Origin of the sequence: Pyxidicoccus fallax (assembly GCF_012933655.1) — a bacterium.
GTDB classification, from domain to species: domain Bacteria; phylum Myxococcota; class Myxococcia; order Myxococcales; family Myxococcaceae; genus Myxococcus; species Myxococcus fallax.
In genome coordinates, this window is the sequence record NZ_JABBJJ010000023.1 from 24,411 (window position 1) to 50,985 (window position 26,575).

At 69.4% G+C, this 26,575-nt stretch carries 24 protein-coding genes; 17 read left to right on the forward strand and 7 right to left on the reverse strand.

Annotated features, from left to right (window positions below; all coding sequences use genetic code 11):
* Positions 1 to 121 precede the first annotated feature (121 nt).
* From HG543_RS07335 to HG543_RS07365, 7 genes are read left to right on the forward strand one after another with little or no spacing between them, the layout of a single operon-like run.
* The gene (locus HG543_RS07335; protein ID WP_169343968.1) at positions 122 to 1,564 is read left to right on the forward strand and encodes an aldehyde dehydrogenase; all 1,443 of its coding nucleotides are present in this window, start codon (positions 122 to 124) and stop codon (positions 1,562 to 1,564) included.
* Between the two features lie 23 nt (positions 1,565 to 1,587).
* The gene (locus tag HG543_RS07340) at positions 1,588 to 2,019 is read left to right on the forward strand and encodes a Rid family hydrolase (RefSeq protein ID WP_169344007.1); all 432 of its coding nucleotides are present in this window, start codon (positions 1,588 to 1,590) and stop codon (positions 2,017 to 2,019) included.
* Positions 2,020 to 2,544 carry a 3-hydroxyanthranilate 3,4-dioxygenase gene (gene nbaC / locus HG543_RS07345; protein ID WP_169343969.1) on the forward strand — a complete coding sequence of 175 codons (525 nt, stop codon included), beginning with the start codon at positions 2,020 to 2,022 and terminating at the stop codon, positions 2,542 to 2,544.
* Positions 2,541 to 3,557, forward strand: a complete 1,017-nt coding sequence (locus tag HG543_RS07350) for an amidohydrolase family protein (RefSeq protein ID WP_169343970.1) — start codon at positions 2,541 to 2,543, stop codon at positions 3,555 to 3,557. Before nbaC ends, HG543_RS07350 begins: the two co-directional genes overlap by 4 nt.
* A complete protein-coding gene (gene kynU, locus HG543_RS07355) occupies positions 3,554 to 4,834 on the forward strand; it encodes a kynureninase (RefSeq protein WP_169343971.1) in 1,281 nt (426 codons plus the stop codon). The genes HG543_RS07350 and kynU overlap by 4 nt, the downstream gene beginning before the upstream one ends.
* Entirely contained in the window at positions 4,821 to 6,218 is a 1,398-nt protein-coding gene (locus tag HG543_RS07360) for an FAD-dependent oxidoreductase (RefSeq protein ID WP_169343972.1), read from the forward strand. The genes kynU and HG543_RS07360 overlap by 14 nt, the downstream gene beginning before the upstream one ends.
* On the forward strand, positions 6,196 to 6,933 hold the full coding sequence (locus HG543_RS07365; protein WP_169343973.1) for an SDR family oxidoreductase: 738 nt from the start codon (positions 6,196 to 6,198) through the stop codon (positions 6,931 to 6,933). The genes HG543_RS07360 and HG543_RS07365 overlap by 23 nt, the downstream gene beginning before the upstream one ends.
* Before the next feature lie 25 nt (positions 6,934 to 6,958).
* On the opposite strand, the gene HG543_RS07370 is transcribed toward HG543_RS07365, so the two are convergent.
* The 4 genes from HG543_RS07370 to HG543_RS07385 all read right to left on the reverse strand — a co-directional run bounded on the left by HG543_RS07370 (position 6,959) and on the right by HG543_RS07385 (position 10,153).
* Positions 6,959 to 7,414, reverse strand: a complete 456-nt coding sequence (locus HG543_RS07370; RefSeq protein WP_169343974.1) for a DUF4265 domain-containing protein — start codon at positions 7,412 to 7,414, stop codon at positions 6,959 to 6,961.
* The gene (locus HG543_RS07375) at positions 7,411 to 7,845 is read right to left on the reverse strand and encodes an HNH endonuclease (RefSeq protein WP_169343975.1); all 435 of its coding nucleotides are present in this window, start codon (positions 7,843 to 7,845) and stop codon (positions 7,411 to 7,413) included. The genes HG543_RS07370 and HG543_RS07375 overlap by 4 nt, the downstream gene beginning before the upstream one ends.
* 78 nt (positions 7,846 to 7,923) lie before the next feature.
* Positions 7,924 to 9,252: a hypothetical protein gene (locus HG543_RS07380; RefSeq protein ID WP_169343976.1), complete on the reverse strand. Its 1,329-nt coding sequence runs from the start codon at positions 9,250 to 9,252 to the stop codon at positions 7,924 to 7,926.
* 94 nt (positions 9,253 to 9,346) lie between these two features.
* A complete protein-coding gene (locus HG543_RS07385; RefSeq protein ID WP_169343977.1) occupies positions 9,347 to 10,153 on the reverse strand; it encodes an alpha/beta hydrolase family protein in 807 nt (268 codons plus the stop codon).
* Between the two features lie 286 nt (positions 10,154 to 10,439).
* Between HG543_RS07385 and HG543_RS07390 the strand changes: the two genes are divergently transcribed.
* A complete protein-coding gene (locus tag HG543_RS07390) occupies positions 10,440 to 11,879 on the forward strand; it encodes a glutamine synthetase family protein (protein WP_169343978.1) in 1,440 nt (479 codons plus the stop codon).
* Here the strand turns inward: HG543_RS07390 and HG543_RS07395 are convergent.
* Positions 11,876 to 13,159, reverse strand: a complete 1,284-nt coding sequence (locus HG543_RS07395) for an APC family permease (RefSeq protein ID WP_169344008.1) — start codon at positions 13,157 to 13,159, stop codon at positions 11,876 to 11,878. The genes HG543_RS07390 and HG543_RS07395 overlap by 4 nt on opposite strands.
* A gap of 268 nt (positions 13,160 to 13,427) precedes the next feature.
* Here HG543_RS07395 and HG543_RS07400 point away from each other — a divergent pair, with 268 nt between their 5' ends.
* Complete coding sequence (locus HG543_RS07400) at positions 13,428 to 14,948, forward strand: hypothetical protein (protein ID WP_169343979.1); 1,521 nt, start codon at positions 13,428 to 13,430, stop codon at positions 14,946 to 14,948.
* A gap of 10 nt (positions 14,949 to 14,958) precedes the next feature.
* Here the strand turns inward: HG543_RS07400 and HG543_RS07405 are convergent, their stop codons facing one another.
* Complete coding sequence (locus tag HG543_RS07405; protein ID WP_169343980.1) at positions 14,959 to 17,955, reverse strand: ATP-binding protein; 2,997 nt, start codon at positions 17,953 to 17,955, stop codon at positions 14,959 to 14,961.
* 338 nt (positions 17,956 to 18,293) lie between these two features.
* Between HG543_RS07405 and HG543_RS07410 the strand changes: the two genes are divergently transcribed.
* The 8 genes from HG543_RS07410 to HG543_RS07445 all read left to right on the forward strand — a co-directional run bounded on the left by HG543_RS07410 (position 18,294) and on the right by HG543_RS07445 (position 25,654).
* Positions 18,294 to 19,814, forward strand: a complete 1,521-nt coding sequence (locus HG543_RS07410; protein WP_169343981.1) for a hypothetical protein — start codon at positions 18,294 to 18,296, stop codon at positions 19,812 to 19,814.
* A gap of 211 nt (positions 19,815 to 20,025) precedes the next feature.
* A complete protein-coding gene (locus HG543_RS07415) occupies positions 20,026 to 20,493 on the forward strand; it encodes a DUF4150 domain-containing protein (protein WP_169343982.1) in 468 nt (155 codons plus the stop codon).
* 19 nt (positions 20,494 to 20,512) lie between these two features.
* Positions 20,513 to 21,040 (forward strand): DUF6484 domain-containing protein, encoded by a 528-nt coding sequence (locus HG543_RS07420; protein ID WP_169343983.1) that lies wholly within the window; start codon positions 20,513 to 20,515, stop codon positions 21,038 to 21,040.
* Positions 21,041 to 21,059: 19 nt separating this feature from the next.
* Complete coding sequence (locus tag HG543_RS07425; protein ID WP_169343984.1) at positions 21,060 to 21,830, forward strand: AHH domain-containing protein; 771 nt, start codon at positions 21,060 to 21,062, stop codon at positions 21,828 to 21,830.
* A 13-nt stretch (positions 21,831 to 21,843) separates the two neighbouring features.
* Positions 21,844 to 22,425 (forward strand): imm11 family protein, encoded by a 582-nt coding sequence (locus tag HG543_RS07430; protein WP_169343985.1) that lies wholly within the window; start codon positions 21,844 to 21,846, stop codon positions 22,423 to 22,425.
* Positions 22,426 to 22,440: 15 nt separating this feature from the next.
* Complete coding sequence (locus tag HG543_RS07435) at positions 22,441 to 23,730, forward strand: TIGR02270 family protein (protein WP_169343986.1); 1,290 nt, start codon at positions 22,441 to 22,443, stop codon at positions 23,728 to 23,730.
* 27 nt (positions 23,731 to 23,757) lie between these two features.
* Positions 23,758 to 24,879 (forward strand): hypothetical protein, encoded by a 1,122-nt coding sequence (locus HG543_RS07440; protein WP_169343987.1) that lies wholly within the window; start codon positions 23,758 to 23,760, stop codon positions 24,877 to 24,879.
* 43 nt (positions 24,880 to 24,922) lie between these two features.
* Positions 24,923 to 25,654, forward strand: a complete 732-nt coding sequence (locus HG543_RS07445; RefSeq protein WP_169343988.1) for an Imm49 family immunity protein — start codon at positions 24,923 to 24,925, stop codon at positions 25,652 to 25,654.
* A 15-nt stretch (positions 25,655 to 25,669) separates the two neighbouring features.
* On the opposite strand, the gene HG543_RS07450 is transcribed toward HG543_RS07445, so the two are convergent.
* On the reverse strand, positions 25,670 to 26,566 hold the full coding sequence (locus HG543_RS07450) for a MerR family transcriptional regulator (protein WP_169343989.1): 897 nt from the start codon (positions 26,564 to 26,566) through the stop codon (positions 25,670 to 25,672).
* Between the last annotated feature and the right edge of the window lie 9 nt (positions 26,567 to 26,575).

Consider the following 26,575-nt stretch of genomic DNA (forward strand, 5'->3'; position numbering starts at 1 on the left):
GACGCGAGCGCGCCGCGCTGGTGACGCCCCCTCCGGTTGCATACATTCCGCCCCGCCCCACACGGGCCGGTGGGAGTCACGGGCCGGGCCCTGCGGGTTGGCACTCACGGAGGGCTCGGCCATGGAGAAGGTGCTCAACTACATCGGTGGCGAGCTGCTGCCCGCCAGCAGCGGCGCATGGCTGGACAAGCCCGAGCCGGCGACGGGGAAGAACTACGCCCTCGTCCCGGACTCGGACGAGCCGGACGTGCAGCGCGCGGTGGAGGCCGCCTCGCGCGCCTTCCCCGCCTGGGCCGCTACCCCGGCCACCGACCGGGCGCGCCTCTTGCGCCGCATCGCGGAGGCCATCCGCTCGCGCATGGACGCGTTCGCCCGCGCGGAGTCCATCGACACCGGCAAGCCCCTGTCCGTCGCCTCCACCGTCGACATCCCGCGCAGCATCCTCAACTTCGAGTTCTTCGCGGACGCCGTCACCCAGTTCTCCAGCGAGGCGCACCAGACGGACAACGTCGCCCTCAACTACACCCTGCGCACGCCGCTGGGCGTGGTGGGCTGCATCTCCCCGTGGAACCTGCCGCTGTACCTCCTCACGTGGAAGATTGCCCCCGCGCTGGCCATCGGGAACTGCGTGGTGGCCAAGCCGTCCGAAGTCACGCCGATGACGGCGTACCTCCTGTCCCAGGTCTGCCGCGAGGCCGGCCTGCCCCCGGGCGTGCTCAACCTCGTGCACGGCCTGGGCCCCAAGGTGGGCGCCGCCATGAGCCGCCACCCGGACATCAGCGCCATCTCCTTCACCGGCAGCACCCGCACCGGCGCCGAGATTGCCCGCGTGGCCGCCCCCGCCTTCAAGAAGCTGTCGCTGGAGATGGGCGGGAAGAACCCCAACGTCATCTTCGCGGACTGCGACTTCGACGAGGCGCTCGCCACCACGATGCGCTCGTCCTTCGCCAACCAGGGGCAGATCTGCCTCTGCGGCCCGCGCATCTTCGTGCAGCGCCCCCTCTACGAGCGCTTCAAGGAGGCGCTCGTCACCCGCACCCGCGCCCTCAAGGTGGGTGACCCGCTGGAGCCGGGCACGGACCAGGGCGCGCTCGTGTCGCAGCAGCACTTCGAGAAGGTGCTCGGCTACATCGACCTGGCGAAGCAGGAGGGCGGACGCGTCCTCACCGGCGGCAAGCGCGCCAGCGTGCCCGGCCGCTGCCGCGACGGCTGGTTCGTGGAGCCCACCCTCGTCGAGGGCCTCGACTCCGCGTGCCGCACCAACCAGGAAGAAATCTTCGGCCCCGTGGCCAGCCTCATCCCCTTCGACCAGGAGGAGGAGGTCCTCGCCTGGGCCAACTCCACGAAGTACGGCCTCGCCGCCAGCGTGTGGACGAGAGATTTGCAGCGCGCGCACCGCTTCGCCTCGCGGCTGCACAGCGGCATCGTCTGGGTGAACACCTGGATGCTGCGCGACCTGCGCACGCCGTTCGGCGGTGTGAAGGACTCGGGTGTGGGGCGCGAGGGCGGCTGGGACGCGCTGCGCTTCTTCACCGAGCCGAAGAACGTCTGCATCAAGCTGTGAGCCTCTAGCCCGTTCAGGAGCGCATCGTGAGCAGCAGTGAGCGAGTCGATTCCCAGAAGGCCCCGGAGCCGGTGGGCCTGTATCCCCACGCCCGCCGCGTGGGCAACCTCCTGTTCCTGTCCGGCGTGGGCCCGCGCGAGCGCGGCACCAAGAAGATTCCCGGCGTGGAGCTGGACGCGGAGGGCAACATCGTCTCCTACGACATCGAGGCCCAGTGCCACTCGGTGTTCCGCAACGTCCGCTACATCCTGGAGGACGCCGGCTCGTCCTGGGAGAAGCTCGTGGACGTGACGGTGTACCTGACGAACATGAAGAAGGACTTCCCCACGTACAACCGGCTGTGGGCGGAGTACTTCAAGGACAACCCGCCGTGCAGGACGACGCTCGAAATCAACCGGCTGCCCACGCCGATTGCCATCGAGCTCAAGTGCATCGCCACCATCGGAGACGAGTGAATGGGCCGCCTGACCCCCATCAACTTCAAGAAGTGGATTGACGAGCACCGCCACCTGCTCAAGCCGCCCGTCGGCAACCAGCAGGTGTGGGCCGACCGCGAGTTCATGGTCACCGTCGTCGGTGGCCCCAACGCGCGCACGGACTTCCACATCAACGAGGGCGAGGAGTTCTTCTACCAGCTCGAGGGCAACATCACCCTGCGCGTCATCGACGAGGGCAAGGTGCAGGACATCCCCATCAACGAGGGGGAGATCTTCCTGCTGCCGCCCAACGTGCCGCACTCGCCGCAGCGCCCCGCCGGCACGGTGGGGCTGGTGCTGGAGCGCCGCCGCCAGCCGAAGGAGATGGACGGCTTCATGTGGCTGTGCCCCAACTGCGGCGAGAAGCTCTACGAGGAGTTCGTGCACGTCACGAACCTCGTGACGCAGCTGCCTCCCATCTTCGAGCACTTCTACGGCAACCCCGACAACTGCACGTGCAAGAAGTGCGGGACGAAGGTCACCAAGGGGAGCCCCACCCGTTGAAGGTCGACATCCACACGCATCTGCTGCCGGAGAAGCTCCCCCGCTTCGCCGAGCGGTATGGCTATGGCGGCTTCATCACCCTGGACCACCACGCGCCGTGCCGCGCGCGGATGCTCCGCGACGACGGGAAGTTCTTCCGTGAAATCGAGAGCAACTGCTGGGACCCGGTGAAGCGCATCGAGGAGTGCGACGCGCACGGCGTCCACGTGCAGGTGCTGTCCACCATCCCGGTGATGTTCAGCTACTGGACGAAGCCGGAGCACGGCGCCGACCTGGCGCGCTTCCTCAACGACCACCTGGCCTCCATCGTCCGCGAGCACCCGAAGCGCTTCGTGGGGCTGGGCACGCTGCCGCTCCAGTCGCCGGAGCTGGCGGTGCGCGAGCTGGAGCGCTGCGTGAAGGAGCTGGGGCTGGCGGGCGTGCAGATTGGCAGCCACGTCAACGACTGGAACCTGTCCGACCCGGCGCTGTTCCCCGTCTTCCAGGCCGCGAGCGACCTGGGCGCCGCCATCTTCGTCCACCCGTGGGACATGATGGGCGAGGCGAAGATGCAGAAGTACTGGCTGCCGTGGCTGGTGGGCATGCCGGCGGAGGTGTCGCTCGCCATCTGCTCGCTCATCTTCGGCGGCGTCATGGAGCGGCTGCCGAAGCTGCGCTTCGCCTTCGCGCACGGGGGCGGCGCCTTCCCGCACACGCTGGGCCGGATTCAACACGGCTTCGAGGCGCGGCCGGACCTCGTGGCGGTGGACAACAAGGTGCCGCCGCGGGACTACATCGGGCGCTTCTGGGTGGACTCGCTGGTCCACGACGCGGAGGCACTGCGCTTCATCCTCCAGCTGTTCGGCCCGGAGAAGATTGCCCTCGGCAGTGACTACCCCTTCCCCCTGGGCGAGGACCGCCCGGGCACACTCATCGAGTCCCTGAAGGAGCTGGAGCCGGCCTCGCGCGAGCGGCTGCTCTGGAAGAACGCCCTGGAGTGGCTGGGACGCTCGCGCGAGGACTTCGCACCATGACGACGCCGTACCCCTTCGAGGACACCGAGGCCTTCGCGCGCGGGCTGGACGCCGAGGACCCGCTGCGCGCCTTCCGCGACGAGTTCCTCTTCCCCAAGGGCCCGGATGGGAAGCCCGTGGTCTACCTCGCGGGCAACTCGCTGGGGCTCCAGCCGCGCAACGCCGGGCGCTACATCCAGGAGGAGCTGGAGGACTGGGCCCGGCTGGGCGTGGAGGGCCACCACGAGGGCCGCCACCCGTGGCTGCACTACCACGAGCTCGTCACCGAGCAGGCCGCGCGGCTGGTGGGCGCGAAGCCGCTGGAAGTGGTGGTGATGAACACCCTCACGGTGAACCTGCACCTGATGATGGTGTCCTTCTACCGGCCCACGAAGCAGCGCTTCAAAATCCTCATGGAGGGCGGCGCCTTCCCGTCGGACCAGTACGCGGTGGCCTCGCAGGTGCGCTTCCACGGCTACGACGTGCGCGAGGCCGTGCTGGAGCTGAAGCCGCGCGCCGGCGAGGAGACGCTTCGCACCGAGGACATCCTCGGGATGATCGACCGGCACGGCCACGAGGTGGCGCTGGTGCTGCTGGGCAGCGTGAACTACCTCACCGGGCAGGCCTTCGACATCCCCGCGATTACCAAGGCGGCGCACGCCAAGGGCTGCATGGTGGGCTTCGACCTCGCGCACGGCGCGGGCAACCTCAAGGTGTCGCTGCACGATGACGGGCCGGACTTCGCGGTGTGGTGCTCGTACAAGTACCTCAACGGCGGCCCGGGCAACCTGGGCGGCGTCTTCGTCCACGAGCGGCACGCGCACGAGAAGGACCTCCCCCGCTTCGAGGGCTGGTGGGGCCACGACAAGAAGACGCGCTTCCAGATGGGGCCCACCTTCGAGCCGCTGCCGGGCGCGGAGGGGTGGCAGCTGTCCAACCCGCCCATCTTCCAGCTCGCGGCGCTGCGCGCGTCCCTGGAGCTGTTCGACAAGGCGACCATGGCCGCGCTACGCGCCAAGAGCGAGCGGCTCACCGGCTACCTGGAGTTCCTCCTGGACCGGCTGCCCCCGGGCTTCGTGAGCATCACCACGCCTCGGGACGTGAAGCAGCGCGGGGCCCAGTTGTCGCTGCGCTTCAAGGGCGAGCCGCAGGGCATGCTCAAGCGGCTGGCGGACGCGGGCATCGTCTGCGACTTCCGCAAGCCGGACATCATCCGCGCGGCGCCCGCGCCGCTGTACTGCAACTTCACCGACGTGTACCGCTTCGTGAGGACGCTGGAAGGCCATGCCCGGGACTGAGACGAAGGAAGCCGTCACGGTGGTGGGCGCGGGCCTCGTCGGCTCGCTGCTCGCCATGTACCTGGCCCGCAGGGGCTACTCCGTGGAGGTGCTGGAGCGCCGCCCGGACATGCGCCGCGAGGTCATCGACGCGGGCCGCTCCATCAACCTGGCCATCTCCACGCGCGGGCTGCACGCGCTGCGGCAGGTGGGCCTGGAGGCCGAGGCGCTCAAGCACGCCATCCCCATGCGCGGACGCATGATTCACTCCGCGAAGGGCGAGCTGGCGTACCAGCCCTACGGCAAGGACGACTCGCAGCACATCAACTCGCTGTCGCGCGCGTGGCTGAACAAGTTCCTGATGACGGAGGCGGAAGCCACCGGCCGCGTGCGCATCCGCTTCAAGCAGCGCGTCACCCACGTGGACTTCGAGACGGGCTCGCTCACGGTGCACGACGATGCCACCGGGGAGACGCGCCGCGAGGAGGGCCGCGTGCTGTTCGGCACGGACGGCTCCGGCTCCGCGGTGCGGCAGGAGATGGACCGGGTGCCGGGCTTCACCGCGTCACAGGAGCAGCTCGGCCACGGGTACAAGGAACTGACGATTCCGGCGGGCCCGGGCGGCGCGTTCCAGATGGAGAAGCACGCGCTGCACATCTGGCCTCGCGGCACGTACATGCTCATCGCGCTGCCCAACGAGGACGGCAGCTTCACGTGCACGCTGTTCCTGCCGTGGAAGGGGCCGGTGAGCTTCGAGTCGCTGGACACGCCCGCGCGGCTGGAGGCGTTCTTCCAGGAGCAGTTCCCGGACGCGAAGGCGCTCATCCCCGATTTGGTGGACGCGTTCTTCTCGCGCCCCACGGGCAGCATGGTGACGGTGAAGTGCGCGCCGTGGCGCGTGGGTGGGCGGACGCTGGTGCTGGGCGACGCGGCGCACGCCATCGTCCCGTTCTTCGGCCAGGGGATGAACTGCGGCTTCGAGGACTGCGTGGTGCTGGACGGGCTGCTGGGCCGGCAGGGGCGGTGGGAGGACGTGTTCGCGGACTTCGAGCGGCTGCGGAAGACGAACGCGGACGCCATCGCGGACATGGCGGTGGAGAACTTCATCGAGATGCGCGACAGCACGGGCAGCCCGCGCTTCCTGCTGGAGAAGGCGGTGGAGAAGACGCTGCTCAACGCCTTCCCGGGCGAGTTCGTCAGCCGCTACACGCTGGTGAGCTTCAGCCGCGTGCCGTACCGGCTGGCGTACGAGGTGGGCGCGATTGCCGGCGGCATCGTGTCCGAGCTGTCCGAGGGACTGACGCGGGCGGAGGACGTGAATCTGGAGCGCGCGGGACAGCTCATCCGCGGCCGGCTGGTGCCTTTCATGAAGGAGCACGCGGATGGATTTCGGACTGAAGGGTAGACGCGCGCTGGTGATGGGCGCGTCGGCGGGCCTGGGCTACTCGATTGCGCAGACGCTCGGGAAGGAAGGGGCGACGCTGGCCATCTGCTCGCGCGGCGGGGACAAGCTGGAGCGCGCCGCGAAGGAGCTGGGCGCGGCGATGGCGGTGCCGTGTGACTTGACGCAGCCCGGGGCGGCTCGGCGGCTGGTGGAGGACGTGGCGGCGAAGCTGGGCGGGGTGGACGTGCTGGTGGTGAACACCGGCGGGCCTCCGGCGGGCGGCTTCGAGTCGCTGACGGCGGAGCAGTGGCAGGTGGGCTTCCAGAGTCTGTGGATGGCGGCGGTGGACGGCATCCAGGCGGCGCTGCCGGGGATGAAGGAGCGCAAGTGGGGCCGCGTCGTCCTGGTGACGTCGCTGGCGGCGCGCGAGGCGATGCCGAACCTGACCATCTCCAACGGCCTGCGCGCGGGCCTGCTGGGTTTGGTGAAGACGGTGAGCAACGAGGTGGCGCAGTACGGCGTCACCATCAACGCGGTGCTGCCGGGCTTCCACGCGACGGAGCGGATGACGCAGCTGGGGCTGACGGACGAGAAGGTGGCGCCGCAGATTCCCGCGCGGCGCCTGGGCCGGCCGGAGGAGCTGGCCGCGCTGGCGGCGTTCCTGTCGTCGGAGCAGGCCTCGTACATCACCGGCCAGTCCATCGCCGTGGACGGCGGGGCGCAGCGCGGGTTCTGACGCCGCACCCGTTGAGGGAGCAACCCTACGAGGAGGCGAGACAGGCCTCCTCGTAGCCCCAGCGCTCCTGGGCTTCGCCCTCGTCCAGGACGGGCTTCAAGGCCGCCATGGATACCTGGGGAGGAACATCCACGGAGATGAGGCCTGGGATGTGACTTCGTTCGATGGAGCATCCCAGCTTCTCGAGCAGTGCCTTGACCGCCGGAACATCCTCTTCGTCATGAACGATGAGGCGCAGCGTGCTGTGCCCTGAAGGCCTGACGACCTCCTGGAAGCGGAGTTCCTGCTCCACCGAGGAAGCCGAGACGACATCGCCGTAGGCAACGCCCCTCGCGAAGAAAGGGACGTTGTCCAATTGGAACAGCCCCGCTCCAAGAGGACGCGCCCAGAGCCCCTCGTAGTCCGCGGGCGGATAGTCGTCCTCGTCCTTCTCCAGCTTGAAGATGACCTTGACCCGGTCGTTGGTGCCTGCAGCGCTCATGGCGATTCCTCGCCCGACGGCTCTTTGTTCCCCTTCTTCAGGTTGCAGTCGCGGCAGAGCACCTGGCCATTCTCAACCTCACCGGCCCCTCCCTTCGACTTGGGAACCTTGTGGTCGACCTGGGTTTCATTGGGCGGAGGTGTCACGCCCTTCTCATGTTTCTTCGCCGGCACGGTCTCGATGTCGCAGTTCTCGCAGCGAGTCTTGCCTTCATTCTCCTGGGCATTCTTCTGCTTGATGACCTGCTTCTGCTGCCGGGTGAAGGACTTTCCCGTGCGAACCTTGCCTGCAATGGTCTCCTGACCGACAAGGCCCGGCGCTTCAGGAGCAGATACCGTTTCGATGGTGAGCGATGTCGCGGGGACCACCTCGACCGTAGGAGGAGAAGCGGCGAGTGACGCAAGGAGCAGGATCAGGGCCGGCAAGGTCAAGGAGTGCCTCATGGGGGCGGGATTGCCGGAACGTATGCCACCGCTCTCCCATGGAACCACCGCGCCAGGCTCGCGGCCTCACGGAATCAGGCGCTCGAGGAAGACGTCTCCCTGGTCCGCGGTGAAGGCCGTACCGCCGATGAAGGTACTCGGGCCGCTGAACATGCCGGCGCGCACCGGCGTGCCGTCACTGAGGAACTCCACGTCGCGCGGGTAGACGGTGTCCGTGGTGCAGGGCATGTACTTGAAGTGGTTGCGCCAGAGCTCCTCGCCGCTCGGTGAGAGCCACAGCAGCGACGAGGCGCACACGGTGTCCGCGGACACCAGCGCGTCACCGTCCGGCCCCACCGCCACGCGGGGCTTCAACGACGGCCCCTCCAGCTCCAGCGCCCACCGCGGCGCGCCCTTCGCGTCCAGCGCCAGGAGATAGGGAGTGGAGGCGCAGACCTTGGTGGTGCAGGAGGGATTCACCCGGTAGTTCCCCCACAGGAACGTCCGGCTGAAGGTGCCGGTGAGGAGCGCGCCGCCGTCCGGCAGGAGCGCGAGGTCCGTGAAGGCCGGCGCCCCTTCCCGCTCGGGCGTGGTGGTCTGCCAGCGTATCGCGCCCGCGTCGGTCAACCCCACGATGAGGCCCTGGGAGAGCGCCCCCCCGGCGCTCCTGAACCCCGCGGTCACCACGTTGCCCTCGCGGTCCACCGCCACGGTCGTGAACGGGACGAAGCCCCAGGGCGACTGCCACACCCACCGCGGGAAGCCCTGGGCGTCATACCGGACCACGCTCCCGTCCCGTGTCGCCCCCACCAGACCGCCGTCATGGGTCGCCGCGAGCACCTCGGCCTCACCCGAGCGGACCCAGCGCGGAGCGCCATCCACGCCGACCTTCACCAGGAAGCGGTCACTCAGGGGCGCGTCCTCCACCAGCGGGAGCCGGCCCCAGCCCGCGACCTTCAGGGCCACGAAGATGTCTCCGGACGGCGAAACGGCGAGCGCGGAGGACACCAGCGGGGACACGCTGTTCGGGGTCGGCTCGAAGGAAAGGTCCAGGCTCCAGAGCAGCCGTCCCGCTCCGTCATAACGAGAGAGAATCAGCCCGCCCGTCTCGGTGAGGACCTGGCCCCAGGTGCTCAAGGCATGATTCCTCGCGAGCACGATGACGCCGCCCGCGCCGTCCGAGGCCAGGCCCACCAGGTCCTGGTACCCGGAGAGGGCCACGTGGTGCGTCCACACGGGGTCTCCCGGACGCGGCGCGTAGGGCGCCGGCGGCGGCTCCTCGCTCGGCGGCGGCGCCGGTCGCTGAGGTCCCTGGACGAGCTCCAGCACATCCTCGACCGATGACGGTCCACCGCACCCCAACGCCGTGCACACGCCCAGCGTCAGCCCCAACGCCCTCGCCCACCACCGTCCCATGACCCGCCCCGCTCCGCCCCTGCGCTCGCCGCCGCGAAGGTGGCGGCGCACTCCCGCCGTGACAAGGGCCCCCGCACACGCAGTGGCAGCCAGCTCACATGCAGGAGCGCACCGCCTCCACCACGAGGGGCCACTCGCGCGAGCGGGGGTCGATGACCTCGAAGTGTCCGGCCCCCGGCAGCGTCACGCAGCGGACCGGGTCTCCCCACTCGACACCGCGCGCGCAGAAGGCCTCGCTCATGGAGACGGGGACGGTGTCGTCCTCCGTGCCATGCACCAGCACCTGGGGCAGCCCGAGCGGCTGGAGCGCCGTGGGCGACGCGGTGCGGTAGCGCTCCGGCACGCTCGCGGGAGGGCCTCCGAGGAACGTCTCCACGATGCCATCACCGAGCCGGTGGGCGAACGCTCGCTCCAGGTCCACGACGCCCGCCAGCGAGATGACGCCCCGCAGCCGCAGCGGGTCTTCCGGGTGGAGCGGGCCTCCCGGCGGGAGCCGGTGCCGGGCCGCGAGCCACATGGCGAGATGCCCGCCGGCCGAGTGTCCCAGCGCCACCACGCGCGAGAGGTCCAGCGGGTGCGAACGCGCCAGGGTGCGCAGGAAGTCCGCGCCGAGCGCCACGTCCTCCAGCGTTCCAGGAAAGCCGCCGCCGTCATGGCCCACGCGGCGGTACTCCAGGCTCCAGGTGGCGAAGCCCCGCCCGGTGAGGTCGGCGCACAGGTGGCCCGCGTGCTCCAGGTCGTACTTCGCGCGCCAGAACCCTCCATGGATGACGAGCACCACCGGGTGCGGCCCCGGCCCCGCCGGAAGCCTCAAGTCACCGAACTGGTACGGCAGCGAGCCATAGGAGATGCGCGCATCGGCGGACGGCGCGGCCGTGTCCAGGACCCACATCGAGCTCATGTGGGCATCTTCAGGACCCGCCCACGGCCTCGCAAGCCCGCCCGTCTGCCCTCCCGCCAGCCGTACGGGCTGTGAAGGGGTGGCACTGTCCACCGGACGTCACCGCGAGCCCCCTCCAGGACTGTCGGACTGTCCGCAAACGGGCTTTGAGCTTTGTAGTCCTACGTTTTTAGGCTTCGTTGCTTGAAATCTACGCTTGATTTCTGGTCCGCAAATGTAAATACCTGGGCCCACGGAATTGACCCGCCGCGCTAGCGGCGTGGAACCCGGCCTGGGAGGCACGGACATGGAGACGAAGGGACTGCGGACGTTCCTGGAGATTCCCTACGACGAGCTGGAGGAGCGCAACCTCCGCGTGAAGGAGCAGCGCCTCAAGCACGAGTCGGCGGACAAGGTCCGTGAGGAGCGCATCAAGTACCTCACCGACGAGCGCAGCCTGAAGGCCGTCACGGTGTGCTTCACCGACCTCGAGGGTCGGCTGCACATGCTGGACTACGACAAGAAGTTCCTCCTCAAGAGCGCCGACAACCTCACCTTCGACGGCTCGTCCATCCGCGGCTTCTCGCAGCAGGCCGAGAGCGACCTGCGCCTGAACGTGGACTGGGGCTCCTTCTACTGGCTGCCGTCCGACATCTTCGGCCCCGGCAAGGTGCTGGTGTTCAGCGAGGTGCTGGAGCGCGACGGCACGCCGTACCACGCGGACATGCGCGGCCAGCTCAAGCGCATCACCGAGGCGATGTACCAGAAGGACGGCACCGTCTTCCACGCCGCCCCCGAAGTCGAAGGCTTCCTCTTCAAGGGCCGTGACGCCGAGCGCCACTACCACGAGACGGGCAAGTTCGAGTTCATCTCCACCGGCGGCTACTACCACTCGCTGCCGGGCGACCCGCTGCGCGCCTTCATCGACAAGGCCGCCGAGGCCCAGCGCGCCATGGGCTTCCAGAACGAGAAGGACCACCCCGAGGTGGCTCCCAGCCAGTTCGAGATGAACTTCACGTACAGCGAGGCGCTCATCTCCGCGGACCAGATCCAGCTCTACAAGCTGCTGTGCCGCCAGGTGGCCGCGCAGATGGACACCACCGCCTGCTTCCTCCCGAAGCCGGTGACGGGCGTCAACGGCAACGGCATGCACATGAACATGTCGCTGTCCAAGGGCGGGAAGAACCTCTTCTACGACAAGGGCGGCCAGGACGGCCTCAGCCAGATGGGCTGGGACTTCATCGACCGGCTGCTCACCAACGCGAACGACATCTGCCTGGTGCTCAACTCCAGCGTCAACGCGTACCGCCGCCTGGACCCGCACTTCGAGGCGCCCAACCAGATCAAGGCCAGCGCCAACAACCGCGGCGCCATGGTCCGCATCCCCTACGGCAACGAGCGCAGCGCGCGCGTCGAGTGCCGCTCGGTGGGCCCGGACGCCAACCCGTACCTGGTCCTCTACACCCTGCTGCGCACCGGCCTGGAGGGCCCGCAGCCGCAGGAGGACGCGGAGACCAAGCGCAGCCGCACCCGCTTCCTGCCGGACAACATCTTCGACGCCATCCGCCTCTTCAAGGGCAGCCAGTTCGTGGCCGGCATCCTCGGTGAGAACGTGCAGGGCAAGTTCGCGGAGCTGAAGACGGCCTCCGCCGAGCGCTGCCCGAAGCAGCTGGGCACGCGGGTGAAGACCTCGGAGATCCAGTTCCACCACGAGGTCACCAACCAGTACCTCTGGAGCCAGTTCTAGGCTCCGGCCCCGCTCGAGGCCCCGGCACGCACGCGGGGCCTCGCGAGGCGCAGCAGCACCAGGCCCGCCACCGCCGTGAGCGCGGTGGTGGCGACCTCCCGCCCGGTGGCGCCGAAGGCCACCAGTACCAGCCCGAGCGCGAGCGTCGGCACCGCCAGCACCGCGTGCAGCGGCCCGAGGCCCCGCTCACGCCTCCGGGAGAGCGCGACCAGCGCGGCGGCGGTGACGCCGTACTGCATGAGCACCGCGATGCTGGAGAGGGCGAAGAGCTCCGACGCATCTCCCAGGTTGAGGAACAGCAGCACCAGCGCCCAGGTGACGGCCAGCGCCCGCATGGGCACGCCGGAGGACGACATGCCGTCCAGGCCGAGCAGCGTGTGCTCGCCCGAGGCCAGCGCCGAGAGGTAGCGCGGCGTCGTCACCATCATCCCCAGGCAGATGCCGAGCGCGGAGAGGCTGGTGCCCATCGCCACCCACCACGCCAGCGTCGCCCCGCCCCACACGCCCGCCGAGGTCACCAGCGGCGTGGGTGAGGCGGCCAGCTCCGGCAGCGCCGCGACGCACGCCCAGACGAGGCCCACGTAGAGGAGCACCGCGGCGAGCAGCGAGCCCACCGTGGCCAGGGGCACGCTGCGCTCGGAGGAGCGCACCTGCCCGGCAATCACCGGGACGATTTCGAAGCCCTGGTAGGCGAACATCACCGTCAGCCCCGCGCGCAGCCACCCGGTGTCCGGGGCAATGGCCACCGCCGCCATGGGCGCGGGCCCCGGAAGCAGGAGGAAGGCGAGCAAGAGCGCCGCCAGGGGCAGCAACTTCAACACCGTGAGCCCCGTCCAGGCCCTCGCGGAGACGCGGATGCCGGAGGCGACCACGCCCGCGAGCACCGTGACGAGCATGGACGCCAGGGCGCGATGCCCCAGCGCCCCGTCCAGCTCCAGCGAGGACGTGAGCGCCTGCGACAGGCCCGCTATCACCGCCGAGGTGCTCAGGAAGGCGCTGACGTAGGCCACCCAGCCCACGAGGAAGGAGGCCCGCTCGCCGAAGGCCGCCCGCGCGAAGAGCACCGGCCCGCCATCCGCGTCGAAGCGGCGGCCGAGCACGGCGAACGCGAAGGCCACGGGCACCAGCGCGAGGCCCGTGAGCGCGAAGGCGAGGATGGCGCCGAAGCCCGGGGCATGCGCGGCGACCTCCGCCGGGGCGAAGAAGATGCCGACGCCGACGATGCCGTTGACCCCCAACGCCAACAGCTGGAACGGGCCGACCGGACGTGCCTGGGACATGGCGAGAGCGGGAGCGGACACGGGTGGAAGTTCACTACAGACGCGGGCCGCGCACCAAACCGGGAGGTGCGACCCGGGGACCCTGGAGGTGGAGCCCGGACGCCGCGCATGTGACCCACCGCGGCATCGGGTCGTCCCCACCCGTCCACCGGCTCGTCCCCCGCGTCGAGAGGGGCACCCCGCGCGTCGATATGGTGATGACGCTCGTTCGTTGCGGAGAAGGACTGCTCAGCGGAGGCCTCCCTGCCCGGTCTCCCTGGAGGATGCGATGCGTCGGTACGCGATGTGGTTCGGACTGCTGTGCATGACGGGCTGCTCGACCGTGTCGCGAGGGCTCGGCGCGGAGCGCGACCCGGAGACCGGCGAGTACGAGACGCCCAAGCAGGAGACGGTGTACCTGGTGCCCGTCGAGGACGCGATGATGATGACCCGGCGCATCCTCGAGGAGGAGCGCTACGACGTGCTGGAGAAGGAAGGGGGGCTGGAGATGTTCACCTCGGCCCGGGAGCCGGGGAAGAACACCCTGGGCTCGCGCTCCTTCGAGCGCTACTACATCCAGGGCGAGCGGGTGGGCCCCCGGCAGTCCCTGGTCCGCGTCTTCCGGCTCCGCTACGACGAGAGCAACCGGGTGCTGGAGATTCCGCCCCAGGTCATGACCGGCCGCGAAAAGGACCTGTACCTGGACGAGGACGCCCACCCCTTCGACGCGAACCAGGTCTACAAGAGCGCGCCCAACATGCAGGGGCTCCGGCAGATGGCCAAGGACGCCGCCGCCTTCCAGGATGCTCCGGGCATCGAGGGCTTCCAGCTCGTGCGCGGCAACCGGGACGTCGGCATCGAGCGCACGCTGCTGAAGCGGCTGGAGATGGTGCCCTCGCTGGAGCTCGTGGGAGGCAACACCTCCATCGCGGCCGGCTCCGTCATCCTGGAGGGGTGGGTGGAGACCGGTGAGGGAGAACAGGCCCCCGCGCCCGAGTGCGGCTCGGCCGTGGAGGGCGCCGCGTCGTTGATGGCCCAGGGACAGACGCTGCTGCTGGCCGACCCGCTCGGCACCCGCGAGCTGCCCTCCGCCGCGCTGCGGATGCTGTGTGAGGCCTCCGCGAAGGGCCTTCCCGTGACGCTCGCCGTGTCGCTCCCCATCTCCGAGCAGAAGCTGCTCGATGCCTATCTCGCCAGCGGCGGCACCTCGCATGACGCGCAGGAGTTGCTGCGCGGCAGCTCGTTCTGGCGGCGCGTGCACCAGGACGGCCGCAGCAGCCGCGCCATGCTCTGGCTGGTGGAGCAGGCTCGCAGGTTGCGTGCTTCCGGCCGCTCCGTGTCCCTCGTCGCCTTCGATGCCGAGAAGGCCACCGGCAATGAGCGCGAGGCGCAGATGGCCCAGCGCCTGCTGGACTACCGCTCCCAGAACCCCGACGCCTTTCTGCTGGTGCTCGCCGGTGGTGCTCACGTGCGCACCACCAACGCCGGACGGGGCGGCGACTTCGAGCCGCTGGGCATGAGGCTGGCCAAGACGCTGCCGTCCGTGAAGGCCCTGGACGTGGGCTTCACGCGTGGCACCCAGTTCTCCTGCCGCTACAACGTCTGGGACGCGGTGGAGTGCAACGTCTTCGCCATCAGCCCCACGAAGCAGGCGCGGCAGGCGTCCACCGTCTCCCCGGGCGTGCAGCTGTTCGCGCAGCCTCTGGAAGAGGGCTTCCACGGGCGCCTCTACGTGGGTCCGCTGAGCGCTTCTCCTCCGGCGCTGATGGCTGGCACCGCCGTCAGCGCCGCTCCCCGCGCCTCGCCGTAGCCGGCTCCGCTCAGTGCTCCGCGGGACTTCCACCTGCCGCGGGCAGCTCCACCCGGAACGTGGCACCGCCTCCGGGGGTATCCGTCACGGCGATGGAGCCCCCGTGCGCTTCGACAATCTGCCGGGCAATCCACAGCCCCAGGCCCAGGCCGCCGTAGTGGCGCACGGGGACGGCGCGCTCGAAGCGCTCGAAGATGCGCTCGCGGTCCTCCCGTGCGATGCCGATGCCGTGGTCCGTGACGCGCAGCCGGGCCCGGTCACCCGTGCGTTCGAGGACCACTTCAATGGGCTTGCCCGCGCCGTACTTCATGGCGTTGGAAAGGAGGTTCGTCACCACCTGGTCCAGGCGCATCCGGTCGTAGCCGCCCACGACGGACGGCGCCACGTCGAGCGTCACCGGAGAGCCCGCGCGCTCCAGTTCCTCCCGCATGCGGGCCACCGCCTCGGTCACCAGCGGCGCGAGGTCCACCGTGTCCAACATCAACTGGAGCCGTCCGGTGGTGGCGTGAGACACATCGAGGAGCGTCTCCACCAGGGAGGCCAGCCGCTGCACCTGGCGCCCCGCGGCGGCGAAGCGCTCGCCGACCCGGGACTTCGTCTCCGCGCTCAATCCCCGCTGGAGGAGATCCAGGTTCAGCCGGAAGCCGGCGAGCGGGGTCTTCAGCTCGTGGCTGGCGACGGAGAGGAACTCGTCGCGCGCCCGCACCGCCTCTTTCAGCGAGACGGCCAGGGCCTCCTGGCGCGCGGCCTCGCGCCGCATCCGGGCGAGCTCCAGCATGGAGCGCACGCGGGCCAGCAGCTCGCGGCTCCCGAAGGGCTTCACCAGGTAGTCGTCGGCCCCCGCCTCCAGCCCGCCCACGCTGGCCTCCTCACCCGCCCGGGCCGACAACAGGATGAAGGGCACCGCGCGCAGCCCCGCGTCGGCACGCACCTCGCGCAGCAGGCTGAAGCCATCCAGCCCGGGCATCATCACGTCGGACAGGATGAGGTCGGGCCGGTGCTCACGCGCCCTGCTCAGCGCGGCTTCTCCATCCGCGACCGCCTCCACGTCGAAGGACGGCCGCAGCAGGCCGGCGATGTACTCACGCAGGTCCGCGTTGTCGTCGGCGAGCAGCACACGGGCCCGAGGCTCCGCCGGGGACTCCTCGGTCGCTGCTCCGGCGTGAGACGTCCCCGGGCTCCGTGACAGCACCGGACCCGGCGCCGCCTCCGGCGCCTGCTCGCCCAGCGCGCCCTCCACATGGGGTCTGGCCCGCGCGGACACCGGCTCCAGCGTCTGCCGGGCGCGCAGGTGCTCCGCCGGAAGGTGCGCGAACCCGCGCGGCACCCGGACGATGAAGGTGCTCCCCCGTCCGGGGGCGCTGCGCACGTCCACGCGCCCACCGTGCAGCTTCACCAGCTCGTGCACCAGCGCGAGCCCGATGCCGGTGCCCTCCTGGCTGCGAGCCCTCGCGCCCTCCACGCGGTGGAAGCGCTCGAAGAGGCGCGGCAGCTCCTTCTCGGGGATGCCCGTGCCGGTGTCCCGCACCTGGAGCTCCGCGGCGTCTTCCGTGAACGCGAGTGACACGAAGATGCCGCCCTCGAAGGTGTGCTTCAGCGCGTTGGACAGGAGGTTGAAGACGACCTGCGCCCACGCCTCCCGGTCCACCCAGACCGGCTCGGAGAGCGGCGGCGCCCGCACCGAGAGGGTCAGCCCGGAGCGCTGAGCCGCTGATTCGAAGTGGCTCACCAGCTCCCTGGTCAGGGCGGACAGGTCCGTCTGCTCGAAGGCCGGCTGGGCCCGCCCCGCCTCCAGCCGTGAATAGTCGAGCAACGCGTTGACGAGCTTCAGCAGGCGCGCGCCGCCGCGCTGGACGAGCACGAGCCGCTCGCGCTGCGCCGGCCCCAGCGGCTCGGCCCCGTCCTGGAGGGCGTCCTCCAGGGGGCCCAGCATGAGGGTGAGCGGTGTGCGGAACTCGTGGCTCACGTTGTTGAAGAAGGCCGTCTTCGCCCCGTTGAGCTCGGCGAGCGCCTCGGCGCGCCGCCGTTCCTGCTCGTACGCCCGGGCGCTCGACAGGTCGGAGGCGACCTGACGCGCCAGCAACTGCAGGAAGCTGCGGTACGCCTCGTCCAGCGGACGCCGTGGGCTCACCCCGACGACGAGGACGTAGGTCGCCTCGTCTCCGGTTCCCGGCACCGGCAGCAGCAGGGCCTGTGTGATGGGCTCCGGCCAGGCCCCAGCGGGAAGCGCGCCGAACCTCGCCCCGAGGTCCTCCACCCGCACCTCCTGGCCCGAGCGCGCCACGGCCTCCAGCGGCCAGGGCGCCTCCGAGTCGAGAGGCAGCTCGCTCCGAGCGGCGGGACTTTCGGGGGACAGGCCGCTCCGGGCCAGCAGGCGCGCGCGCCGCCCGTCCACGCAATAGAGGAGTGCGAAGGGGACATCCAGGGAGGCCTGGGCGAGGACCTTCTCCGTGGCGCGAAGCACGTGCTCGACGCTCCGGCTCGCGCCCGTGGAGAGCGCCAGCTCGCGCAGCATCCGCATCCGGCGCGCACCGACGATGCGCTGGGTCACCTCCGTCACCGCGCAGAAGATGCCGCCCACCGCGCCGGACTCGATGCGAACGGGAGTGTAGGTGTAATCGAAGTAGCACTCCTCCACGAAGCCATGGCGCACCAGGGGCAGCATCCCCTCGGCGATGGAGCTGGGCTGCCCCCGCTCCATGGCGGCCTCGACGAGCGGGTAGACGAGCTTCCACGCCTCACCCCAACACTCCGGGCCCCTCTGCCCGAGCCCCCGGGGATGCAGGCCCCCCATGATGGGCCGGTAGGCGTCGTTGTAGAACTGGATGAACTCCGGCCCCCACCACAGGAAGAGCGGCGAGGGGGACGTGAGCAGGATGCTGAGCACGGAGCGCAGACTCTGGGGCCAGCGGTCCACGGGCCCCAGGGGCGTGGTGCCCCAGTCCACGGAGCGCATGAGGGCGCCCATGTCGCCACCGCCCGCGAAGACTTCTTCCGCCGTGCTCACGTCCTACATCTCCTGGTCATCGAGGCCCACGTCCATGCCCTCGCACCCGCGACTCGCCCGTTTGCCCTGGGAGGCGAAGGGAGGGTGAGGCCACGACAGTCATGTAGGACACCAAGATAGGGCCACGGTCCGCCGCCGCCATTCGTTCCCTTCCGGAAGCTCGGATGACTGTCCTGCGTGAGACCCCAGGGCAGTGGAGTGTCCAGCCTCTGGCGTCCTCCTTCGATGTCGAGAGCACCTTCCGTCGATACGTCCGGAGGCTTCGGACGTTCCCCCCACGGGAAGCCCCAGGTCACGGCTGTGGCAGACTCCTCGGCCGGGCTTTCCGGAGGAACGTGATGCGCCGGTACGCGATGTGGTTGGGACTGGTGTGCATGACGGGCTGCGCGAGCCTGACGCGGCCCCTTGGCGCGGAGCGCGACCCGGAGACCGGCGAGTACGAGACGCCCAAGCAGGAGACGGTGTACCTGGTGCCCGCCGAGGACGCGATGATGATGACCCGGCTCATCCTCGAGGAGCAGCGCTACGACGTGCTGGAGAAGGAGGGCGGCCTGGAGATGTACACCTCCGCCCACGAGCCCGGGAACAACCAGCGCGGACTGCGCACCATCGAGCGCTACTACATCAAGGGCGAGCGGCTCGGCCCCCGCCAGACGCTCGTGCGCGTGTTCCGGCTCAGCTACAACGAGATGGACCGGGCGGTGGAGTACGGCTCCGCCGGGTTGAAAGAGCTGAACAGGAAGCTCTTCATCGACGAGAACGAACACCCCTTCGACGCCAACAAGACGTTCAAGACCGCGCCCGACCTGAATGGCCCGGGTCGGTTGATGGACATGGACGACCCCTTCAAGGACGCTCCGGAGATGGAGCGCTTCCAGCTCGTGCGGGGCAACCGGGACCTGGACATCGAGCGCACGCTGCTGGAGCGGTTGGAGATGGTGCCCTCGCTGGAGCTGGTCGGCGGCAACACCTCCGTGCCCGCCCGCTCCGTGGTGCTCGAAGGGTGGAGCGAGTCCGGTGAGTCGGCCCAGGCCCCCGCGCCGGAGTGCGGGACTCCCGTGGACGGCGCCGCGCCGCTGCTGGCCCAGGGACAGACGCTGCTGCTCGCCGACCCGCTCGGCACCCGCGAGCTGCCCTCCGCCGCGCTGCGGATGCTGTGTGAGGCCTCGGCGAAGGGCCTGTCCGTGACGCTCGCCGTGTCGCTCCCCGTCACCGAGCAGAAGCTGCTCGATACCTATCTCGCCAGCGCGGGCTCGTCCCAGGATGCGCAGGAGCTGCTGAGCGGCAGCTCGTTCTGGCGGCGCGTGCACCAGGACGGCCGCAGCAGCCGCGCCATGCTCTGGCTGGTGGAGCACGCCCGCCGGCTGCGTGCCTCCGGCCGCTCCGTGTCCCTCGTCGCCTTCGACGCCGAGAAGGCCACCGGCAACGAGCGCGAGGCGCAGATGGCCCAGCGCCTGCTGGACTACCGCTCCCAGAACCCCGACGCCTTCCTGCTGGTGCTCGCCGGTGGCGCCCACGTGCGCACCACCAACGCCGGACGGGGCGGCGACTTCGAGCCGCTGGGCATGAGGCTGGCCAAGACGCTGCCGTCCGTGAAGGCCCTGGACGTGGGCTTCACGCGTGGCACCCAGTTCTCCTGCCGCTACAACGTCTGGGACGCGGTGGAGTGCAACGTCTTCGCCATCAGCCCCACGAAGCAGGCGCGGCAGGCGTCCACCGTCTCCCCGGGCGTGCAGCTGTTCGCGCAGCCTCTGGAAGAGGGCTTCCACGGGCGCCTCTACGTGGGTCCGCTGAGCGCTTCTCCTCCGGCGCTGATGGCTGGCACCACCGTCAGCGCGGCGCCTGATGCCGCGAAGTAGGACAGGCGCAACTGGGAAGGGTGGCGACATGAAACGCTCCCCTCTCGCAACAGCCCCGCGGGGCACCATTTCCGACAGCGCCTATCGACAAACAGACATCGGCGAGCGAAGTGGCGCGATATGTCTCCAGCCCGCCCGGTCTGGATTGCGCCGGGCCCTGCTCCACCGGCTACATTGGATTGGCTGAGAGCGTCCTGACTTCGGGGGACCCATGGCCAATTCCGTAGGCGTCAACAAGCGCTCCGTCGTCACCAAGGACAGCAACGGTGTCACGGTGGCATTCCCAGACATCTGCAAAACGCCTGGGCCCGGCAGTCCCCTTCCCATCCCCTACCCCAACATCGCCCGGTCCTCGGACACCGCCAGCGGGAGCAAGAAGGTCACCGTCGAAGGCAACCCTGTCTGCCTGAACGACTCGAACTTCAGCACCAGCACGGGAGACGAGGCGGGCACCGCGGGCGGTGGAGTGGCTTCGGGCGCGACGAAGGGCAAGGCCGAGTTCGTGAACTTCTCCTTCGACGTGGAGATCGAAGGCAAGAACGTCGCGCGAGCGTTCGACCTGATGCTCCACAACGACAAGAACACGCCCCCCGTGCCCTTGATGCAGCCGCCCGTCATGGCCGGCAGCAAGGAGCACCGGAAGCCGAAGTGCCGGTACTGCGAGAAGGAACTCCGGTAGCTCTCGGGAGTCCATCGTCATGACATCTCCCAAGGACGACGGACGGCCGGCACCCGCACGGGCCGCGCTGGAAGAGGCACTCCCCCCATCCCCGGGCCTGCGGATAGGCCAGGTGGTCGGCGTGGATGCCGACGGCGAGCCACTGGTTGAGCTGGAGGGAAGCGCCGTAGGCCCCCTGCGGACGCGCCGGGTGACCCACCTGGACAGGCAGGCCCTCCAGGCCGCGGTGGCCTCGCGCCAGTCGGCCGTCCTGCTCTTCGAGGAGGGCTGCCCCACCCTGCCCATCCTGCTCGGGCTCGTGCACTCCACCGGCGAGACGCCTCTCATCGACGCCGTCCTCGAGCAGTCCTTTTCCAGTGTCCCCACCCAGGCGCGAGTGGACGGCCGGCAGGTCGTCATCGAGGGCCGCGAGGAGGTCATCCTCCAGTGCGGCAAGGCCCGGCTCACCCTGAAGCGGGACGGACAGGTGCTGTTGCGAGGCGTCACCATCCGGACCGAGGCCCAGGAGCTCCACCGCATCAAGGGCGGCAAGGTCAAGATCAACTGACGACGTTCAGGGAACCGCCATGGATAGAGAAGCCGCTGGAGAGTGGCATGGCTGGGACACGCAGCAACTGGAAGACCTGCACCTGGTGAATGGCCAGGCAGCCAGCAACAAGGGATGCCTGACCCCACACCGGCGAAAGAAGAAGGGGCATCACTGCAGTTACCACTGGCACGCATTCATGCGGGCTCAGGGCGCGGATGCGGCGCGGTATGTGTGGCCTTCCAAGAGCGAGGTCCCTGAACCGCAGCCCCGAGCTGAAGGGAAGTGGGATCCCGAGAACTGGATCCTCTCCGCCAACAAGAGGCACGTCAGTTACTACCCTCGTGAGGCACACCACATTGTTCCCTTCGAGAGCCTGACCACCGCGCTCTGCACGGCCACGAGCGGGGACAAGAACAAGACGGATGACAACAAGCTGAAGGAGCTTCGCGGGGGACTGCTCAAGAATGGCTACAACATCAACGACGAACACAACATGGCCTATCTGCCATCCCATCCGGACCATGCGAAGGCCCTGCGGCTGCCGTACCACAAGGGCAGGCATGGCACGTACAGCGACTACGTCGAGAAGCAGCTCGACGTCATCTTCTCGGGGATGCAGGACGCCATCGACAACCACCGCGATGGCACTGGAGATGCCCCCAACTACAAGCAGTGCGCCCAGCGCATCAAGGTCCTCTCCAGGCGCCTCCGCAAAGCCATCCTGCAAGCGCACCTTCCGGAAGACCGGGTCAATGGCACACACGATACCCTCAAGGCACTCGCGGCACGGCTGAAGCACACCTTCTAGCCTGGGGACGAGCATGCGCCACTTCGTACTCAATACGATGGGGAACTTCGACGACGACGACCTGTGCCTCCTGCGCAACTTCGTCGACGGCATCGGAATGAAGGGCTGGCGTGTCCACAAGGGAGAGCCGCTGGCACCCGTCTATCCCCAAGACGCGAAGGTCTTCATGAGCGACGACAGCCCGGGCATCAAGCTGTCCTCGCTCATCGGAAATACCGTGAACATGCTTCTCGTCTCCAGGGAGCTCAAGGAGACCATCGAGAAGCACTGCGGGAACAGCGCCGAGTACCTTCCCCTCTCCATCTATGACCACCGCAAGCGGCTGTACGGGCGGGACTACACGCTCATCAACCCGCTGCGCATCCATGACTGCCTCGACTTCAAGGCGAGCGACATCGACTGGGACGAGGAGAACCCCGACGAGATTCTCTACGTCGCCAGGCGCATCCTGGCGCGTGAGAAGCTGAAGGACGCTCCGCCACTGTTCCGGATCGCCAGGGACACCAGCACCTATGTCGTGGGCGAGGCCCTCGCCTCGGAGATGCAGCAGCGAGGCTTCACCAACGTCGTCCTGATTGAGCTCCCGATCCGGTAGCGCGGAGGTCCTGCCGTGCCGGGAGCCAAGCTGCCAAGGATTGCCTGGGACGTCCTTGAGGAGCACCTCGACGAGGCCGCCTTCCTGTGGAGACAGCGCGAGCGCTCCCTGCGGTCACCGGAGGAGACGCTGGACGACGTGGCCTCGGGCGACGAGCGCAGGTTGCTGGCGCACCTGGACGCGCTGTGCATCGGCGGCGGGGCCGTGACCAGGCGCCTCCTCCTTCCGTCCCTGGAAGGCCCCGACGAGACGCGAATCCCTCCCGCGGCCTGGGTGCTCCTGGAGTCCGGAGAAGCCGACCTGCTGCCCGCGGTCCTGGACGTGCTGGCTCACGGAGACGACTCCCAACGCAAAGGTATCCAGCAGGCCGCGCGGCTCTGCACGCGGCAGGAGCTGGACTCCGCCCTGAGAGGCCTCCTCCCGGACGCGGCCCCTGCCGTTCAGCGAGTCCTGCTGGCCATCCTCGGCTTCCGTCAGGTCGACCCCGGCCCCATCCTGGAGGCGCTCGCCGGAGAGGACGATCCGCTCCTCGCCGCCGCGTGCCTCGACGCGGCCCGCTTCACGACACAGCCACGGGCGGACCGGCTCATCCAGCGAGGGCTCGAGTCACCCCATCCCCAGGTTCGGGATGCCTCCATCCTCACGGGACTGATTCATGGGTACCGCGCGGCCTGGGCGCGCTGCGTACGCGTGGTACGCGACCAGGAACCTCAAGGCGAGCTCGCCCTGCTCCTGCTGGCGGTCGGAGGACATCCCCGGCACGAGGCACTGCTCCTCCAGGCGCTGGCGACTCCAGCCCTGCACACCCAGGCGCTCTGGGCGTTGGGCTTCAGCGGCCGACTTTGCGCCGCGGAGGCGCTCCTCGAGGTGCTGAAGGCCGAGCCGAGCTGGCTCGCCGCCGACGCCTTCCGCGCCATCACCGGCTTTCCTCTCGCGTCCGCGCTCCTCCGCGGCGAGACGGAAGAGGAGGAAGCAGTCCTCGATGACGGCCCCCCCGCGCTTCCCTGGCGCGTCAACGTGAGCGTGGTGGAAGACTGGTGGAAGGAGGAACGACGGCGCTTCGCTCCGGACGCTCGCTACCTCCATGGCCAGCCCTGGTCCCCGGACGCGCTCCTCCTCGCGCTCGCGCAGGCGCCCATGTGTCATCGCTCCGTGTTCGCCATGGAGTTGGCCGTGCGCAGCCAGGGGACCGCCAACATCGAGACGGCGGCGTGGAGCCATACCCAGCGGGCCGGCCTTTCCCGTGCTCGCGAGCGGCGGTGGACCGGCTCGGCGAGCCCTTTCGAGGCCCTGTTACGCCGCTGATTCCTCTCGAGTCTCCGGAGCGCCATCATGGCCATGAACAGCACGCGCACCGTCATCACCGGGATGGGTGCCGTCACCTCCGTCGGCCCGAGCGCGTCCCCGGCCTGTGCGGCCATCCTCGCCGGCATCTCCCGGCCACGACAGGTGACCTGGTTCAAGGTCCTGGATGAGGAAGCCCACGCACTCGTGCCGCTGGTGGGCCATCCCATCCAGGGGTACACCGAGGGATTCGTCGGTGAGGGGCGCTGGCTGCGCCTTGCCCTGGGCTGTGTCCTCGACCTGCTGGAGCACCCGGAGGTGCCGACGTCCTCCGACCGGGAGTTCTGGGAGAGGACCGGCCTTCTGGTGGCGACGCCCTGTCCGCTGGGCGAGCAGCGAGCGCTGGAGTTCCCTTCCGGCCTGGAGCTGGCGCGCAAGCTCCGGTCCGCGGCGCGGTTGCCCCTCGACGAGCGCGGGCTGGGAACCGTGAGCTTCGGACACACAGGGGCCGCCGCCGCGATTCAGCGCGGACTCGAACTGCTCGCCAGCTCCCGACTGGAGCGGCTCCTCATCGTCGCGGCGGATTCCTACCTCGACCTGGATGTCCTGGAGGAGCTCGCCGACGGCAGACGCCTGAAGACCGACGAGGCTCCCCTGGGCCTGATGCCGGGGGAAGCCGGTGCGTGCTTCCTCCTCGAGCTGGAGGCGAGCGCGCGAAGACGGAAGGCCACCGCCCTGGCCACCGTGTCGGGCGTGGCGACGGGCCGGGAGGCGAATCACCGCCAGGCACGAGGACAGAACACGGGAACGGGCCTCGCGCACTGCGTCCGAGAGGCACTCGCTCCGACCCACGCTTCCTCCCGCTTCGAGGGCACCTGCTTCCTGGACCTGAATGGGGAGCACTGGCGCGCCAACGAGTGGGGCTGCGCTCGCGTCCGGCTGACGGACCTGCTCGGTGAACCGGAGCTGCGGTACCCATGCACCTACGTCGGCGACACGGGCGCTGCGAGTGGAGCGGTAGGCGTGTGCCTGGCGCTCCATGCCCTGACGCGAGGGTTCGCGGCACGAGGGGAGGCCCTGGTCCTGTCGAGCTCCGAGCAGGGCGAGGTGGGAAGCATCCTCCTCGGCGCATCCACGCCCATGCGGACTCCCATCTCCTCGAAAGGCTGAAGCCATGACCTCGCTCCAACTGCCTCTCTTCCGCGAAGTGGCCTTGAGTGAGAATGAGCGCCTCATCCACCACGTCCTCGGCGAGCGGCCTTCGTCCAAGGCAGTGCTGGACGTCTGCCGCAACTTCCGGATGGCGGGCATCTGCTCCCTTTTTCTCCATGGGACACCGGAAGACTTCCACTGGCGCCTGCACCAGGGAGCCCGGTGCTACGCCCACTTCCTGCCGCGCTTCGACGAGGGCTCGACGCTGACGAGCCGGGCCCTGCCGTTCTTCGACGCGGTCGCCGTGCAAGACCTGGAGGCGGCGCACGGCATCGCCCGGCACTCACGGCGGACGTGGGGTGAGGGACTCGAATACGAGGAGGACTTCCTCTTCGTCGAGTTCCTCATGAGGCATTTCTTCCTGGAGACGCCAGACGCGGAGTGCCACCGGCTGCTCGAACGCTACGAGGAAGCCCTGCGGGGAGCCGAGGACTTCAGGCTGGGCGTGTGCAAGGCCTTGCTGGAATCCGACACGGAGTCCTTCGGTGCGGCACTGACGGACTTCCTCCGCGAGCGACGAGACCGACTCGCGGGCGTCGCCTCGCGAGGACATATGGAGGAAGAACTCCTCGCGACCGAGGGCCAGCTCTCCGTGGAGGGGCTTGCCCTGGTGCGGCTCGCCGAGCAGAAGGGCATCGCCACGGAGGTGGACTACCTCCATGTGCCCTCCATCGCCCGGGAGCCTCCGAGCAGGACCTTCCAGCCGAAATCCTGGAGACAGGTCCACCCGTAGCGCGCCTGGAGGCCCCTACTCCACCAGCTTCAGCCAGTCGTCCTCTTCCGCGAACAGGCGCGCGCCCAGGCGCACGCACACGTCCGGGTGGGCCTGCGCCGCGGGTCCGCCCACCCAGATGGGCACACCCTCGGGCATCGCCTCCATGACTCGCGCCAGCGTGTCCTGGAACAGCTCCGCGCCCCGGTGGTTCACCGCCGACAGGCCCACCAGGTCCGGCCGCAATCGCGCCACCGCGCGCCCCAGGTCCGTGGCCGGCATGCGCTGCCCCAGCAGCGTCACCCGAAAGCCCGAGTGCCGCAGCCGCAGCGCCACGCCCAAAAGCCCCAGCTCGTGCTCCTCGTCCGGGAAGCACGCCAGCAGCGCGTGCTTGCGCCCGGCGTTCGGCGCCGCGTGCAGCAGGCTCACCAGCCGCGCGCGCACCACCTGCGTCACCAGGTGCTCCTGCGCCACCGAGAGCTGCCCCGCATGCCAGCGCTCACCCACCTCGCGCTGCAAGGGGGCCAACACGTCGTCGAAGGCCCGCAGCGGTGGCAGCGCCGACAGCACCTCGTCCACCACCGCCGACACCCGCCCCTGGTCGTACGCCTCCGCCGCGGCCAACGCCGCCTCCAGCCAGGCCTCCAGATTCTGCCCATGGCCGTTGCCTGGCGCCGCGGACGCCGGCTCCGCGTCCAGCTCCGCCAGCAGCTGGGGCAGCAGCTTCGCCGCCTCGCTGATGGCCACACCCTCGTCCGTCAGCTTCTTCAGCCGCTTGAGCAGCGCCACATCCCGGTCCGTATAGACGCGGTAGCCGGCCGGCGTGCGCTGGGGATTGAGCACCCCGTAGCGCCGCTCCCAGGCACGGATGAGCTCGACCCGGACTCCGGAGAGCTCGGCGGCGATGTGGATTCGATAGGTGCGCTCGGCCATGTCGCGGGT